The 15,518-nt window shown below is 62.5% G+C and carries 11 protein-coding genes and 1 pseudogene; 8 read left to right on the top strand and 4 right to left on the bottom strand.

Annotation, left to right across the window (positions count from 1 at the left end; genetic code table 11):
- Window positions 1–148: 148 nt before the first annotated feature.
- On the bottom strand, window positions 149–2,053 hold the full coding sequence (htpG, locus tag NCR98_RS04510) for a molecular chaperone HtpG (protein WP_250525599.1): 1,905 nt from the start codon (window positions 2,051–2,053) through the stop codon (window positions 149–151).
- A 187-nt stretch (window positions 2,054–2,240) separates the two neighbouring features.
- Here htpG and NCR98_RS04505 point away from each other — a divergent pair, with 187 nt between their 5' ends.
- A complete protein-coding gene (locus NCR98_RS04505) occupies window positions 2,241–2,813 on the top strand; it encodes a Rhs element Vgr protein (RefSeq protein ID WP_250525598.1) in 573 nt (190 codons plus the stop codon).
- Window positions 2,814–2,866: 53 nt separating this feature from the next.
- Here the strand turns inward: NCR98_RS04505 and NCR98_RS04500 are convergent, their stop codons facing one another.
- Window positions 2,867–4,306, bottom strand: a complete 1,440-nt coding sequence (locus NCR98_RS04500; RefSeq protein ID WP_250525597.1) for an aminotransferase-like domain-containing protein — start codon at window positions 4,304–4,306, stop codon at window positions 2,867–2,869.
- Window positions 4,307–4,531: 225 nt separating this feature from the next.
- On the opposite strand from NCR98_RS04500, the pseudogene NCR98_RS04495 reads away from it, so the two are divergent.
- The 5 genes and pseudogenes from NCR98_RS04495 to NCR98_RS04475 all read left to right on the top strand — a co-directional run.
- Window positions 4,532–5,194, top strand: a pseudogene (locus NCR98_RS04495) (VOC family protein); the annotation flags it as partial.
- Between the two features lie 314 nt (window positions 5,195–5,508).
- On the top strand, window positions 5,509–6,435 hold the full coding sequence (locus tag NCR98_RS04490; protein ID WP_250508795.1) for a DMT family transporter: 927 nt from the start codon (window positions 5,509–5,511) through the stop codon (window positions 6,433–6,435).
- A 146-nt stretch (window positions 6,436–6,581) separates the two neighbouring features.
- Window positions 6,582–7,778 (top strand): aminotransferase-like domain-containing protein, encoded by a 1,197-nt coding sequence (locus NCR98_RS04485; protein ID WP_250525596.1) that lies wholly within the window; start codon window positions 6,582–6,584, stop codon window positions 7,776–7,778.
- A gap of 54 nt (window positions 7,779–7,832) precedes the next feature.
- Window positions 7,833–8,294, top strand: coding sequence for a RidA family protein (locus NCR98_RS04480; protein WP_244827491.1), 462 nt, complete (start codon window positions 7,833–7,835; stop codon window positions 8,292–8,294).
- A 659-nt stretch (window positions 8,295–8,953) separates the two neighbouring features.
- A complete protein-coding gene (locus tag NCR98_RS04475) occupies window positions 8,954–11,446 on the top strand; it encodes a bifunctional diguanylate cyclase/phosphodiesterase (protein ID WP_250525595.1) in 2,493 nt (830 codons plus the stop codon).
- A 3-nt stretch (window positions 11,447–11,449) separates the two neighbouring features.
- Here the strand turns inward: NCR98_RS04475 and NCR98_RS04470 are convergent, their stop codons facing one another.
- Window positions 11,450–11,908, bottom strand: a complete 459-nt coding sequence (locus tag NCR98_RS04470; protein WP_244827489.1) for a CopD family protein — start codon at window positions 11,906–11,908, stop codon at window positions 11,450–11,452.
- 137 nt (window positions 11,909–12,045) lie between these two features.
- Between NCR98_RS04470 and NCR98_RS04465 the strand changes: the two genes are divergently transcribed.
- On the top strand, window positions 12,046–12,513 hold the full coding sequence (locus tag NCR98_RS04465; protein WP_250525647.1) for a helix-turn-helix domain-containing protein: 468 nt from the start codon (window positions 12,046–12,048) through the stop codon (window positions 12,511–12,513).
- Entirely contained in the window at window positions 12,510–13,085 is a 576-nt protein-coding gene (locus tag NCR98_RS04460; protein ID WP_250525594.1) for a PIN domain-containing protein, read from the top strand. The genes NCR98_RS04465 and NCR98_RS04460 overlap by 4 nt, the downstream gene beginning before the upstream one ends.
- Before the next feature lie 49 nt (window positions 13,086–13,134).
- Here NCR98_RS04460 and parC read toward each other — a convergent pair whose 3' ends face one another.
- Entirely contained in the window at window positions 13,135–15,453 is a 2,319-nt protein-coding gene (parC, locus tag NCR98_RS04455; protein ID WP_244827488.1) for a DNA topoisomerase IV subunit A, read from the bottom strand.
- Between the last annotated feature and the right edge of the window lie 65 nt (window positions 15,454–15,518).

Below are 15,518 nucleotides of genomic sequence, written 5' to 3'. Positions count from 1 at the left end.
CATCCAAAGGTCGAGACTTCAAGCGCGCTAACGACAACGCTTCAGTCCGCTTCCGTGCCCGAGCGGGCCAAGAAGTCGTAGCCGCATAAAAAACGCGCCGCCGTTCACTCGGCGGCGCGTCCTTCACCTCAACAACCAACCCTCGACCTCAACGCGCCAACAACAACGCATTCGTCCGCTTCACGAAACTTGCCGGGTCTTCCAGCGATCCGCCTTCGGCCAGCAACGCCTGATCGAACAGCAGATGACACCAATCCGCGAAATTCGCGCCATCGGTCTGCAGCGCCTTCACCAGCGGATGTTCCGGGTTCACTTCGAGAATCGGCTCCATCTTCGGTGCGTTCTGCCCCGCTGCCTTCAGCATGCGTTGCAGGTAGCCGCTCATGTCGCCTTCGTCGGCCACGAGACAGCTCGGCGAATCGGTCAGGCGGAAAGTCAGGCGCACGTCCTTGGCCTTGCCTTCGAGCGCTTCCTTCATCTTCTCGACGAGCGGCTTGAATTCCTCGCCGACCTTTTCCTGCTGCTGCTTTTCCTCGTCGTTCAGCGCGCCCAGATCGAGGTCGCCACGCGCGACGCTCGCCAGCGGCTTGCCGTCGAATTCGTTGAGGAAGGAGAGCATCCATTCGTCGACGCGATCCGTCAGCAACAGCACTTCCACGCCCTTCTTGCGGAACACTTCCAGATGCGGACTGTTCTTCGCGGCCTGCCAGCTGTCCGCGGTGACGTAGTAGATCTTCGTCTGCTCGGGCTTCATGCGCGAGACGTAATCGGCGAGCGAGACGTTTTGCACGTCGGAGTCGTTATGCGTCGACGCAAAACGCACCAGCTTCGCGATGCGATCCCGGTTGCTGAAATCCTCGCCAATGCCTTCCTTCAGCACCTGACCGAATTCCTTCCAAAAATTCGTGTACTTTTCTCGGTCGGCTTCGTCGGTTGCTTCGGCCGATGACGATGCGATTTCCTCCAGCATCGACAGCACGCGCTTGCTCACGCCTTCGCGAATTGCCTTAACGTCGCGGCTTTCCTGCAGGATCTCGCGCGAGACGTTGAGCGGCAGATCGGCCGAATCGACCACGCCCTTCACGAAGCGCAAATACGCGGGAAGCAATTGCTCGGCATCGTCCATGATGAAGACGCGCTTTACGTAGAGCTTGAGGCCGCCGCGATGCTCACGGTTCCACAGATCGAACGGCGCGTGCTTCGGCACATACAGCAGTTGCGTGTATTCGCTGCGGCCTTCCACGCGGTTGTGCGTCCACGCGAGCGGGTCGTCGTGATCGTGCGAAATATGCTGGTAGAACTGCTTGTATTGCTCGTCGGTGATGTCGCTCTTGTTACGCGTCCACAGCGCGCTCGCCTGATTGACGGTCTCGTCTTCGTCCTTCTCGACCATCTCGCTCTTCTCGGCGTCCCATTCTTCCTTCTTCATGAGAATGGGCAGCGCGACGTGATCCGAATACTTCTGGATGATCGACTTGAGCTTGTGACTCGAAAGCAGTTCGTCCTCTTCCGGACGAAGATGCAGCGTGATGGTCGTGCCGCGTTGCGCGCGCTCGATATCCTCGACTTCGAACTCGCCTTCGCCCGCGCTCGTCCAGCGCACGCCTTCCGATGCCGGCAGACCGGCGCGGCGCGATTCCACCGTGATCTTGTCGGCGACGATGAAGCCCGAGTAAAAGCCCACGCCGAATTGTCCGATGAGCGCGGCGTCCTTTTGCTGGTCGCCGGAGAGCTTCGAGAAGAACTCTTTCGTGCCCGAGCGCGCGATCGTGCCCAGATGCGAGATGGCTTCTTCGCGGCTCATGCCAATGCCGTTGTCGTCGATGGTGACGGTGCGCGCCGCCTTGTCGAACGACACGCGGATACGCAAGTCCGGATCGTTCTCGTAGAGCGCGCTGTTTTCGATTGCCTCGAAGCGCAGCTTGTCTGCCGCGTCCGATGCGTTTGAAATCAGCTCGCGCAGGAAGATTTCCTTGTTGCTGTAGAGCGAATGAATCATCAGTTGCAGAAGCTGCTTCACTTCCGCCTGAAAGCTCATGGTTTCTTGCGCCATGGTCGAGTCCTCTGGTTGAGTTTTATAGATGCGGTTCGGAATGCGCGGCGTGCGATCTTAAGCCACTTGCATGGCATGCGCCGCGTACACGCGCAGAATTCGTCCGATATATGGGCGGGACGGGCTATTTCAAGGGCCGGTGAAAAGCCGGTTAGGATGACGCTTTAGCACGACCGATCGCCCGACCATGTTTCACACGCCGAAGCCCTTGATACGCGCACGGCCGCTCACGCCCGGTGAGATCGCGCTGGCGCGGTGCGTGTTCGGCGCTTCGATCGATTATTCGACGGTCCGCGTTCACGCTCGCGGCTATCTGCCGTTCGGACTGCAACCGCGACACACCGCGATGTCGCCGAACGGCAACCTCTATTTTCCACGCGCATGCTACCAGCACGACTTCTCCGCCTGCGACCTCGGTGAGCGCATGTGGTTCATCCACGAGATGACGCATGTGTGGCAGTTCCAGCTCGGCTATTGGGTGAGGCTGCGCGGGGCGATTCGTATCGGCCTGCCTTATCGCTATGCGCTCGCGGCCGACAAAGGTCTCGCGGACTACAACATGGAAGCGCAAGGCAACCTGCTTGCCGACTATTACGCGCTTAAGTTTTGCGGCGGACAGGCGCGGCTCTATGAGCGTCGGTATCGGTTGATGCCGGGTGCGCTTGCGCTCTTCGAACACGTGCTGGCGGGGTTTTTGAATGCGCCATCGGACCGGCGGCATTTGCCTCGTCTTCGGAATCGGCCGCATCGGGAGAGTTGACGCGCTGCTGGGGTGCGCGGTTTTCCACGACACCATTCAGCCAAGCCGCTCGCCTAGGAACCCCGCCGCGCCGCCTTTTCGCGATGACTCGCCAGCAACTCCGGCAACGCCGGATCGCCGCAGTTGGCGATGTTGAAGCGCATCCACGTAGTGGGCGACTGATTCGGCGAAAACAGGCTGCCCGGCGTCAATAAAAAGCCGGCTTCGTGCCCCGCCGCCGCGAGACTTTCCGAATCGACACCCGTGTCGGCCCAAAGAAACATGCCGGCCGATGGCGTCGTGAACAGCTTCAGACCGGTCTTGTCCAGCATGCGGGCGGTCTTGTCACGCACGGCGTCGAGCCGCCCGCGCAGCCGTTCGACGTGCCGCCGGTAATGCCCTTCGGTCAACACCTTGTAAAGCACGCGTTCGTTGAGTTCGGGCGTCGTCATGCCGACGAGCATCTTCTGATCGGCGAGCGCCTTCGCCACTTCCGCCGATGCCGCGACATAACCCACGCGCAGATTCGCGGCGAGCGTTTTCGAAAAGCTGCCGAGAAAGATCACGCGCTTGAGTTGATCGAGCGATGCAAGGCGCGTTGCCGGATACGAAGGCGCACACAGATCGCCGTAGATATCGTCCTCGATGACCATGAAGTCGTACTGCTGCGCGAGTTGCAGGATGCGGAACGCCTGCGCCGCCGTGAGCGACGTGCCGGTCGGGTTCTGCAGCACCGAGTTGATGATCAGCATCTTCGGCCGCCAGGTCGCGACGAGCGATTCGAGCGCGTCGAGATCGGGCCCATCCGGCGTGTACGGCATGCCGACGAGCCGCGCGCCCTGCGATGCGAAGCGGCCGAACATCTGGAACCACGCGGGATCGCCGACGATCACCGCATCGCCTGGCTTGACGTAAAGGCGCGAAATCAGGTCGATGGCCTGCGTGATGCCCGACACCATTACGATCTGCTGCTCGGTCGCGCCGATCTCCAGTTCCGCGAGACGCGTCTGCAACTGCAGCCGCAGCGGCAGAAAACCATGCGGCGTGCCCATGCCGAGCATCTGCGCGCCGGACATGCGGCTCATCGAGCGCAGCGCGTTGGTGATGAGCTCGCCGTCGAGCCACCGGTTCGGCAGATAGCCGAGCCCCGGCCCCTTCTCGGGGCTCGAACTGTGCAGCATGTTGCGCAGAAGCCAGACCACGTCGATTGCGTTCTGCACGGGCGCCTGCTCCGGCGCCGGGCTCGCGGCGGCCACGATACGGTCGCGCACGTAGAAGCCCGACCCGCGCCGCGAATCGAGATAGCCGTGCGCGACAAGCCGCTCATAAGCCTCGACCACGGTGAAGCGCGACACGCCTTTATCGACTGCCAACTTGCGGATGGACGGCATGCGCATGCCCGGCCGGAACACCCGTTCGTCGATACGGCGGCGTCCCCACTGCACGAGCTGATCGACGAGCGTTAGCTGCGCGGCGTCGTGTGGAGCGGGAATCTGATCGAGCGGGACGGACATGCGGGCCTCCGTGGCGGATGTGCGGTTCAGGCGAAGCGTTCGATATGCTCAAAACTGTACAGAACAGTATTCCGCCGATTGTACCGTTACTGTTCTGGTGGCAGCAGCTACATTCTGCATTCGGGCTGCACTGGATGGCGCATCCTTTCCGTGACCGTGCGCTTCGGGCGGCGCGGGCGAGCGGTTATGCTATCGGCCCCTGTATTGACGCTTCGGGCTTGTGCCATGACCGCTCATCCGCTGAAACTCGACCATCTCGTGATCGCCGCGCGCACGCTTGCCGAGGGCGCGCAATTTATCGCCGCGAAGTTCGGCGTGGAGACCGCGCCCGGTGGCGCGCATCCGCTCATGCGCACGCACAACCGGCTCTTGAGCCTGTGGGGCGGCGCTTATATCGAAGTGATCGCAATCGATCCGGACGCGCCTTCGCCCGCCACATCGCGCCCGCGCCTCTTCGCGCTCGACGACCCGGCATTGCAGCGTCGCCTCGAAGACGGTCCGCAGCTCGTGCACTGGGTGCTTCGTGTGGATCGGCCGAAGTCGCTCGTGCGCTGGCAGGAGCAGTATCCGGAGCGCATCGCGCCCGTGGTGGCAATGTCGCGCTCCGGCAATACGTGGGGGCTGACGGTGCCGGACGACGGCGCGTTCCCCGCGTGGCAAGGCGCGGGCGATGGCGTGTTGCCCGCGCTGATCCAATGGGATACGCCGCGTCATCCGAGCGATACGTTGCCGCAAACGGGCATTGCGCTGGCATCGCTCACGGGGTTTCATCCGAACGCGGATGCGGTGGCGCAACAGCTCGAATGGCTCGGCGCGGCGCATCTGATGCAAGTCGAGCCAACGCGTGGCGCGCCCGCTCTCGTCGCGCGTTTCGAGCTGCCAGATGGCTCGATGGTGACGCTCGGCGAATCGGCGGAATCGGTGGAGGCGGCGCGCCTTGCGAACGAGCAGGCGCGGCAGGCGGCAGGCAAGCGAAGGCGTGTGCGAGACAAGGCTGCGGCGGTTGCGCTGGATGGCGATTCGTCTGCCGAAGAAGGCGGTGCATCCAGCATGCAAAGCGATCCGCGCGAACTGCAAGCCGAGACGAATGAGCAAGCCACGGTCGATGCCGACGCCGCACCGACCGACGACAACGACGACGACAAAGACAACGACGACTAACCAGCGAGCCCAAGAGCCCGCCCCAAAGGAGACATGGAACGATGAGAACCCGCGAAACCGAAGGCATGTTGCTCGGCCTGATCGGCGTCGTCATCTTCAGCCTCACGCTGCCGATGACGCGCATCGTCGTGCAGGAAGTGCATCCGCTTCTGAACGGGCTCGGGCGCGCGCTCGTCGCCGCGCTGCCCGCCGCCTTGCTGCTTGCATGGCGCCGCGAAAAGCGGCCGTCCTGGCCGCAGATCAAGAGCCTCGCGGTCGTGTCTCTTGGCGTGATTGTCGCGTTTCCGGTGTTTTCCGCCTGGGCGATGAAAACCGTCCCTGCGTCGCACGGCGCCGTGGTCAATGGCTTGCAGCCGCTGTGCGTCGCGATCTACGCCGCGTGGCTCTCGCACGAGCGGCCATCGAAACTCTTCTGGGTGAGCGCTATCGCGGGCAGCGCGATCGTCATCGCGTTCGCCTTGCAGACGGGCGGCGGCGGCTTGCAGGCAGGCGATCTTCTGATGCTCGTCGCGGTCGGCATCGGCGCGCTCGGCTATGCGGAAGGCGCGCGGCTCGCCAGACAGATGGGCGGATGGCAGGTGATCTGCTGGGCGCTCGTGCTATCGGCGCCCTTCCTCGTGCTGCCGGTCGGCTGGCTCGCGTGGGCGCATCACGCGGCTCATCCCGAGCCGCTCGCTTTACGCACGTGGCTCGCGTTCGGTTACGTGACGCTCTTCTCGCAGTTCATCGGCTTCTTCGCGTGGTACGCGGGTCTCGCGATGGGCGGCATCGCGCGCGTCGGACAAGTGCAATTACTGCAGATTTTCTTCACGATGGCATTCTCCGCGCTCTTCTTCGGTGAACAGGTAAGCGCGACGACGTGGCTCTACGCGACCGCCGTCATCGTGACAGTCGTGCTCGGGCGCAAGACGGCGGTGCGCGCGGCGCCGCTGCCCGTTGCGGCGGCAAGCCCGAACAGCGCAAGATAAGCACCCAGGCCGAAAGCCCGAGACCGTGCACGCAAGTTCGCTTGGGCGATAATCGACATTTCAGGCGGCCGTGCACTTTGCCGCCGGATTCAGGATCAGCTTCAGCCAGTTGTAGTCAACCCCGGAAACCCCAAGCGAGACATTCCATGAATCAAGCCGATCTGCGCGCCACGCCGTGGCAACTTTCCGAACGCGCCCGCAAGCTCACCAGCTCGGCGATTCGTGAAATCCTCAAAGTCACGGAGCGGCCCGAAGTCATTTCCTTCGCGGGCGGCCTGCCCTCGCCGCAGACGTTTCCCGTCGAGGAAATGCGCGTCGCGTCCGAACGCATCTTGCGCGATCAGCCCGCCGCCGCGCTTCAGTACAGCGCGACCGAAGGCTACATGCCGCTGCGCGAATGGATCGCGGCGCGTTATTCGAAAGACGGCGTGACCATTCGTCCGACGCAGGTGCTCGTCACGACGGGCTCGCAGCAAGCGCTCGATCTGCTTGGCAAGACGCTCGTCGATCCCGGCAGCCGCGTGCTCGTCGAAACGCCGACTTACCTCGGCGCGCTGCAGTCCTTTTCGATGTTCGAGCCGCATTACGTGCAGATGCCGACGGACGAAGCCGGCCTCATCCCCGAAGGACTGAGCGCCGCGCTCACCGCCGATGCACGCCTGCTCTACGCACAGCCGAATTTCCAGAATCCGACGGGTCGCCGTCTGCCGCTGGAACGCCGCCGCGCGCTCGCCGCGTTCGCGCAAAGCGCCGGGTTTCCGATCATCGAGGACGACCCCTACGGCGCGCTCGATTACGCCGGCGCTCCGCTGCCCACGCTGCTCTCGATGGCGCCCGATCACATCGTCCATCTGGGCTCGTTCTCGAAAGTGCTGGCGCCGGGTCTGCGTGTGGGCTACATCATCGCGCCCGAGGAACTGCACTTCAAACTCGTGCAGGCCAAGCAGGCAACCGATCTGCATACGCCGAGTCTCACGCAACGTATCGTTCATGAAGTCATCAAGGACGGCTTTCTCGATCGACATGTGCCGACCATCCGCGCGCTGTATCGCGACCAGTGTCAGGCCATGCTCGACGCGCTCGAACGTCACATGCCCGCCGGTGTCGAATGGAACCGGCCCGAAGGCGGCATGTTCGTGTGGGTGAAACTGCCGAAGCACATCGATTCGATGAAGCTGCTCGAACAGTCCATCGCGGAGAACGTGGCGTTCGTGCCGGGCGGTCCGTTCTTCGCCAACGACGCCGAGTACAACACGCTGCGTCTTTCGTTCGTGACGGTGCCGCCCGCGAAGATCGACGAAGGCGTCGCCAGGCTCGGCGCACTGCTGCGCGCGAGCGTCTGATCCACGCGCGGCGCTTCATTGGCGTCGCGCTTCAACTCACTCCAGGAGTCATCGATGGCATCCAACGTTTACGACAAGCTGAAGGAACTCGGTATCGACCTGCCCACCGCGGGCGCGCCCGCCGCCGCCTACGTGATGAGCGCGCAGAGCGGCAACACGGTTTATCTGTCGGGGCACATCGCCAAGAAAGACGGCAAGGTTTATACGGGCAAGCTCGGCGACACGCTTTCCACCGAAGAAGGCAAGGCCGCCGCGCGCAACGTGGCCATCGACCTGATCGCGACGCTGCACGCGCATGTGGGCGACCTGAACCGCGTGCGCCGTATCGTCAAGGTGATGAGCCTCGTCAATTCGACGCCAGACTTCACCGAGCAGCATCTCGTCACCAACGGCGCGTCTGAACTCATCGCGGATATTTTCGGCGATGCCGGCAAGCACGCGCGTTCGGCCTTCGGCGTGGCGCAGATTCCGCTTGGCGCATGTGTGGAAATCGAACTGATCGCCGAAGTGGCCTGACGCCTTCGCCTTCGCACCGTACCGTTGCAAGAACCCGGCGTCATCAGGCGCCGGGTTTTTTGTCTGCATGCTTGCCAAGAACAGGTGAAGACGCGTGCGCGGTGAAAGCGCCTCGCCGATGCATTCGCGCCTGCCGAAACGATTCGTCGGCAGGCATCGGCAGCCACTTCGTTACGATATTCGATGGCACATTTTGCTTGCGGGACGTCGGTTCATCGGCAAGTCGTGCCACGCGTATACCCCTTGGCCACGCCCCTTTCCGAACTCCGGTCTGTTCGCTAATATCTGAACAATCGGGGACCACAAAAGCTCGAGCGCGATTCGTGTCGTATTCAGCCGCTTGCGCTTCGGCGCAAACGTATGCTGTCAGATAAGTCGCACCCTCATCGTCAAATCCGTGTTGTAGTTGCTTCAGTTGCCGCACGGCTTCAAGTAACCGCCGGGCGCCGAACGCTTCTCACGCGAAGCGCATGGCGCCAAATTCGCCATGCATCGTCGTTCGAAGCGTGGTCGCCCAACTCGCGCGGTATAGTGGCTCGTTTCGCCTCAACGCAAGAAGACATGGTCCGCTTCATACACATCGCGCACTCGGCAGCTTGCAACCTCTCGTGCTCTTCGTCAGCCGAAGCGTTGCATGCCCTCGCGGGCCCACGCCTTCCATGAAGCGCTCGCGCATCAAGGCCAGCGACGCCCGCTCCGTGACACCGGGCGCGCGGCGGCGGCGCGCACTGCTGCTCATTCCCGTGCTCGGCACACTGGTGCTGGTGTCGTTGTGGGCCGTGATCTTCACGCGGCTCTCGGTGGAACGTGAATCCACCACGCACGAATCCATGGCGTCCGCCGCCATCCTCTCCTCCGCGCTCGAACAGCACACGATCAAGGCGATCCATCAGGTCGATCAGATCACGCGCTTCGTCAAGTACGAATACGAGAAGTCGCCCAGCGAGTTCGATCTCATCGCGACCGTGGACAAAGGCGTCGTGCAGAGCGACACGCTCGTGCAAGTCTCGCTCATCGACGAACACGGCGCGCTCATCGCCACGACGGCCGATCCGCATCCGAAGCCCATCGACTTGTCGGATCGCGAGCACTTCAAGGTTCACGTCCACTCCAACGACGACCTGCTCTATATCAGCCGGCCTGTGCGCGGACGCGTCTCCGGCATCTGGACGCTGCAGATCACGCGGCGGTTGAATCACTCCGATGGCTCCTTCGCGGGCGTGGTCGTCGTATCGGAAGACCCGGCGTACTTCACGAGCGATTTCTATAACGTCGCGTCCATCGGGCATGAAGGCGTGATTGCGGTCGTGTCAGACAACGGCTCGGTGCTCGCGCGCAGTACGGGCGGCGGCGCGGGCACTTCTGGCGTAGCTGGCGTATCCGGCGCCTCTGGCGCTTCGTCTGCGGCCTCCGATGCACGCGCGCCGAACGCCGTGGCCAAGGGCAGTGGCGCGCGCAACGCGAGCGGCCCCGTCCACGGCGAGTTCAGTGCGAGCGGCGTGTATCCGACCTCGGAGCACGCGTCGGGCATCTATGTCGATCCAATCGACGGCGTGAAGCGCATCGTGTCTTACCGGCATATCGACGGCTATCCGCTCGGCGTGCTCGTCGGCCTTTCGGAGCGCGAGGAACTCGTCGACTTCAATCACACGCGCAACGTGTATCTGCTGATGGCGGGCTTCATCTCGCTCGCGATGCTGGGCTTCTTCGCGGTCGCCACGGGTCTCATCGGCAAGCTGCTCGGGCGCGAGCGCGAGATGACGCATCTCGTCGAATACGATTTGCTGACAGGCTTGCGTAATCGCTATTCGACTCTGCGCGGGCTGCGGCAGGACGTGGCGCACACCGAGAACATCGGGCGGCTTGCGCTGCTCTTCATCGACCTCGACAACTTCAAGACCGTCAACGACACGCTCGGCCACAACGCGGGCGATATCGTCCTGCAGATGACGGCGTCGCGTCTCGCCGAAACCGTCGGACAAAGCGGCACACTGTCGCGTATCGGCGGCGACGAGTTCGTGGTGGTCGTCAAGGGCGAGGAAGTGGAGCAGCGCGCGATCACGCTCGCCGACGACATCTCGACCATGTTCGCCACGCCGTTCGATGTGCGCGGCAGTGCGTTCGTGCTGCACGCGAGCATCGGCATTGCGCTCTTTTCGGTATCGAACGAAAGCGAGATCGATCTGCTGAAGAAGGCCGATCTCGCGATGTACAGCGCGAAGGACGCGGGCAAGAACTGCTATCAGTTCTATTCGCCGCAGTTGTCGCATCGCGCGGATCATCTGATGAAGTGGGAGCAGCAGTTGCGCGTCGCGTTGACGGAGCAGCAGCTCTTTCTCGTATATCAGCCGAAGATCGATCTGGCGCGGCGCTGCATTACGGGTTTCGAGGCGCTCGTGCGCTGGAATCATCCGCAGCATGGGCTGATTCCCGCCAACGAATTCATTCCGGTTGCGGAGTCGACCGGCTTGATCGTCGCGGTGGGTGACTTCGTGGTTCACACGGCCTGCATGCAGCTCGCGCAATGGCAGCGCGAGGGCTACACCGGCTTGTCGCTCGCGGTGAACATATCGGCCGTGCAATTCTGGCGGGGAGACTTGCTTGAGACGGTGGCGCGATCCATCGAGGCGAGCGGCATTCCGTCGGACAAGCTCGAACTCGAGATCACCGAAACCGTGATGGTTGAATATCCCGAGCTCGTGCAGGAAAAGATCATGGCGTTGAAGCGTCTTGGCGTGCGTATCGCGCTGGACGACTTCGGCACGGGCTATTCGTCGCTGTCGTATCTGAACCGTTTTTCGGTGGATACCTTGAAGGTCGATCGCTCCTTCATCCAGGCGATTCCCGAAGACCGCAGCGTGTGCGTGATGGTGTCGGCCATCGTGAATCTCGCGCGTTCACTCGGCCTGACGGTGGTCGTGGAAGGCACGGAACGCGAAGAGCAGATCGTGTGGCTCGCGGCGCTCGGTCCGGTGGAAGCGCAAGGCTTCCTGTTTTCGCGGCCCGTACCCGCGGATGGCGTGCAGGCCTTGCTCGACCGCTTTGGCGTATGCGGCTTGACACGAGGGGTCATGCCACGCTCGGAGAAAGATGCGGGCCATGCGGGTCAAGAGCCGCCGAGTCCCGCGCTGAGCGACGAACGCGGCGTTTGAGACTTAAAAGCCGCGCGACAAGACGGCAGTACCGATCGTCACCACGCCCAATACCAGGTTGATCACGACGAGGCGCCGCACCGTGCCCACGGCGCGCGCGCCATCGGGCCAGTTCTGCGCCTGCACCGCGCGACGGATGCGCGGAAACACGCCGAAGCGGATGTGCCCGAAGATCAGCATCATCACGATGCCGAGCCCTGCCATGGCGTGCAGCGGCCACGCCGCGTGACCACCGCCGAACTGCCACAGCAGGAAGCCGCCCGTGAGCAGAATCACGAGCACCGACCCCGCGACCCAGTTGAAGAAGCGTGCGAACACGGCTTCCCAGAGCGGCAGGCGCAATTGCGGCGTGAGATCGCCGAGCGCCGGGCGCAGGCAGAAATGCGCGAAGACCATCCCGCCTATCCATATGGCGACACCGAGCAGGTGCAGGAAAAGGGCGGCTTCGATGGCGTGGGTCATGGGTCTTTTGATTATCGGGTGATTAGGTTCGGGAGGAAGGTGCCGAGAGTGACGCGATGTGTAACCGTTTTGTTGGCTGCGATTTTCGTTTATTTCGAATAAAATGGAAAGCCTTCCGAACGTGCATGAGAACAGCCATGACCCATCCAGCCATATCCGAGACGACGCTGCCGGTCGAACGCGAAGTACAGGTGGCAGGCGAAGGACAGCGCACACTTGCCGCCTATCTCTCGACCGGATTTCAGACTCAACGCATTCAAATTTACGATGACCATGAAAAGGCGCATCAAGTTGAATTGCCAACTTCGGCGCTTCGACTGCTCGTCGATATCCTCGCCGAACTCGCGGACGGCAACGCTGTAAGAGTGGTCCCGGTTCACGCCGAACTGACCACGCAAGAGGCCGCCGATCTGCTCAATGTTTCCAGACCGCATCTCGTCAAATTGCTTGAATCCAATGCGTTGCCGTTTCGCAAGACCGGGAAGCATCGCCGCGTGCGCTTTACGGACCTCATGCGCTACAAAGCCGAGCGCGATCAAGAAAGCGAGCAGGCCATGGAAGCATTAGCCCGACAGGCACAAGAACTAGGAATGGGTTACGAATGAGGAGTTCCCGCTTTACGGTTATTTATGATGCGTGCGTGTTGTACCCGGCGCCGTTGCAAGACTTTCTGATGTGGCTGGGTTTGTCCGGGCTTTTCAGAGCGCGATGGAGCGCGCGAATACACGACGAATGGAAGCGCAATCTCTTGCGTAACCGTCCCGACTTGTCGGCACGACAAGTGGACCGCACGGCCGCCCTGATGGATGCCGCCATTCCAGACGCACTCGTCACCCACTACGACGAACTCATCGACGCGCTCGACCTTCCCGATCCCAACGACCGCCATGTGCTAGCGGCGGCGATTCGCTGCGGCGCGAGCGTTATCGTTACGTTCAACGAGCGCGATTTTCCAAACGAAGTCTTGTCGACCTACGACGTCGAGGCGCAGCACCCCGATGTGTTCGTCGACAATCTTTTCGATCTCGACGAAGCCGCCGTGGTGCTCGCGGCCCAACGTCAACGCAGACAGCTAAGGAACCCTTTGCTCGACGTGGACCGTTATCTCGACATCCTGTCGAAGCAGGGGCTCGTCACTACTTGTAAATCTCTCGCGAGATTCCGGTCGGTCTTGTAGAGCGCGATGCCGGAAGCAAACCGGCATCGCGACGGACCCGCAATCGCCCTCACTCAAACACCGGCCTCAACTCCGCGACCTTCAACGTCCCATCCGGCGTCCTGCCCTTTCTCGCCCGCTTGCCCAGATGCAATTGCAACTGCGAGCCCGACAGCTTCTCGTCCTTCGGCTTGCCGCCGCGTCCGGTGCCGATCATCACCACGCCGCGTGCATCGATGGCAAGCGCCTGACGCAAGGTTTCCTTCGGATCGAGCGCCATCAGAATTACGCCGCGTCCGCCGCCCGAGAGCGTCTTCATCTCGTCCATGCCGAACACGAGCAGTCGCCCCGTGCTAGATAAACACGCGACATAGTTCGCGCCCGGCACGACCGGCATCGGCGCAAGCGGCAATGCGCCTTCGTCGATCGTCATGAACGCCTTGCCCGCCTTGTTGCGGCTCACCATGTCGCCGAGCTTCGCCATGAAGCCAAAGCCATTGCTCGATGCCAGCAGCAACGGCTGCTCCGCCGTCGCCGCGAAGTAATGCAGCAAGTGCGAGCCCGACTCCAGTTCGATCAGCGACGTGACCGGCACGCCGTCGCCACGGCCGCCCGGCAGCAAGGCGACCGCCACGGAATACACGCGCCCGTTGCTGCCCCATGCGATGAGCGTGTCCGGCGTGCGCGCCTGGAACACCGCGTAAAGACTGTCGCCCGCCTTAAAGGTGAAGCCCGCCGGATCGAGTCCGTGGCCTTTCAGCGCGCGCACCCAGCCACGCTGCGAGACGACTACCGTCACCGGTTCGTCGACCACGCGCACTTCGAAGGTCGCGCGCTTTTCCTGCTGAATCAGCGTGCGGCGATCGTCGCCATATTGCTTCGCGTCCGACTCGATTTCCTTGATGAGCAGACGCTTCATCGCGGCATCGCTATTGAGCAACTCTTCGAGCTTCGTCTTCTCGGTGCCGAGGTCGGCCAGCTCCTGCTCGATCTTGATCGCTTCGAGCCGCGCCAACTGACGCAAGCGGATTTCGAGGATGTCTTCCGCCTGCCGGTCCGACAGGTTAAAGCGCTGGATCAGCGCCTGCTTCGGCTCGTCCGCCTCGCGGATGATGCGAATGACCTCGTCGATATTCAGGAAGACGATCATCCGCCCTTCGAGAATATGGATGCGGTCGTTCACCTTGTTCAGCCGATGCTGCGTGCGGCGCGTCACCGTCACGAAGCGGAAGCCGACCCACTCGTGCAAGATTTCGACGATGCCCTTTTGCCGCGGCCGACCATCCGCGCCGACCATCACCAGGTTGATCGCCGCGTTCGATTCGAGGCTCGTATGCGCGAGCAGCGAATGCACGAATTCGGTCTGGTCGATACGGCTCGACTTCGGCTCGAACACGAGCCGCACGGGCGCGTCCTTGCCGGACTCGTCGCGCACGGTGTCGAGCAAGCCGAGCAGTGTCTGCTTGGTCTGCAACTGGTCGGGCGTGAGCGTCTTCTTGCCGAGCTTGATCTTCGGGTTGGTGAGTTCCTCGATTTCTTCGAGAACCTTCTGTCCGGACGTGCTCGGCGGCAATTCGGTAATGACGAGTTGCCACTGACCGCGCGCAAGTTCCTCGATCTTCCAGCGGGCGCGCACTTTCAGGCTGCCGCGTCCGGTCTCGTAGGCGGTCGAGATTTCCGCGTGACTCGAGATGATCTGCCCGCCGCCCGGAAAGTCGGGGCCGTTCAGCTTTTCCATCACGCCGGCATGGCCGAGTTTCGGGTCGCGGATCATCGCGACGGCGGCCTGCGCCACTTCGCGCAGATTGTGCGAGGGAATCTCGGTCGCGAGACCCACCGCAATGCCCGATGCGCCATTGAGCAACAAGAACGGCAGACGCGCGGGCAAGAGCTTCGGCTCTTCAAACGAACCGTCGTAATTCGGCATGAAATCGACGGTGCCCTGATCGATTTCATCGAGCAAAAGGCGCGCAATGGGCGTGAGACGCGCTTCGGTGTAGCGCATGGCTGCCGCGCCATCGCCGTCGCGCGAGCCGAAATTGCCCTGACCGTCGATGAGCGGATAGCGCATCGAAAAGTCCTGCGCGAGACGCACGAGCGCGTCGTAGGCGGACTGGTCGCCGTGCGGGTGATACTTGCCGAGCACGTCGCCGACCACGCGGGCCGACTTCACCGGCTTCGCGCCCGAGGCGAGCCCCATCTCGCTCATCGCGTAGAGGATGCGGCGCTGCACGGGCTTTTGCCCGTCGCACACGTCGGGCAGCGCGCGGCCCTTGACCACGCTCACCGCGTAGTCGAGATAAGCGCGTTCGGCGTAATCGCCGAGTGTGAGTTGTTCGCCTTCCGGTGCTGCTTGCTGATCGGCGAAGAGATCGTCTGTGATTCCCATCGAATATCCGTTGTTATGCGTTCAGGGCGCGTTGCATGCGGGCGCTTTGGGCCAGATTGCGAGCC

The organism is Caballeronia sp. GAWG2-1 (genome assembly GCF_023631405.1).
In the GTDB taxonomy this organism is placed as follows: Bacteria; Pseudomonadota; Gammaproteobacteria; order Burkholderiales; family Burkholderiaceae; genus Caballeronia.
Note: the sequence above shows the minus strand (reverse complement) of the source record. Positions and strands in the feature narration are given on the sequence as shown.

Excerpts from the sequence above, each read along its gene's own strand:
- NCR98_RS04480 (WP_244827491.1), top strand. The coding sequence starts at position 7,833 with ATGGCATCCAACGTTTACGACAAGCTGAAGGAACTCGGTATCGACCTG.
- NCR98_RS04475 (WP_250525595.1), top strand. The coding sequence starts at position 8,954 with ATGAAGCGCTCGCGCATCAAGGCCAGCGACGCCCGCTCCGTGACACCG.
- NCR98_RS04500 (WP_250525597.1), bottom strand. The coding sequence starts at position 4,306 with ATGTCCGTCCCGCTCGATCAGATTCCCGCTCCACACGACGCCGCGCAG.
- NCR98_RS04470 (WP_244827489.1), bottom strand. The coding sequence starts at position 11,908 with ATGACCCACGCCATCGAAGCCGCCCTTTTCCTGCACCTGCTCGGTGTC.
- NCR98_RS04460 (WP_250525594.1), top strand. The coding sequence starts at position 12,510 with ATGAGGAGTTCCCGCTTTACGGTTATTTATGATGCGTGCGTGTTGTAC.
- NCR98_RS04490 (WP_250508795.1), top strand. The coding sequence starts at position 5,509 with ATGAGAACCCGCGAAACCGAAGGCATGTTGCTCGGCCTGATCGGCGTC.
- NCR98_RS04465 (WP_250525647.1), top strand. The coding sequence starts at position 12,046 with ATGACCCATCCAGCCATATCCGAGACGACGCTGCCGGTCGAACGCGAA.
- NCR98_RS04505 (WP_250525598.1), top strand. The coding sequence starts at position 2,241 with ATGTTTCACACGCCGAAGCCCTTGATACGCGCACGGCCGCTCACGCCC.
- htpG (WP_250525599.1), bottom strand. The coding sequence starts at position 2,053 with ATGGCGCAAGAAACCATGAGCTTTCAGGCGGAAGTGAAGCAGCTTCTG.
- parC (WP_244827488.1), bottom strand. The coding sequence starts at position 15,453 with ATGGGAATCACAGACGATCTCTTCGCCGATCAGCAAGCAGCACCGGAA.
- NCR98_RS04485 (WP_250525596.1), top strand. The coding sequence starts at position 6,582 with ATGAATCAAGCCGATCTGCGCGCCACGCCGTGGCAACTTTCCGAACGC.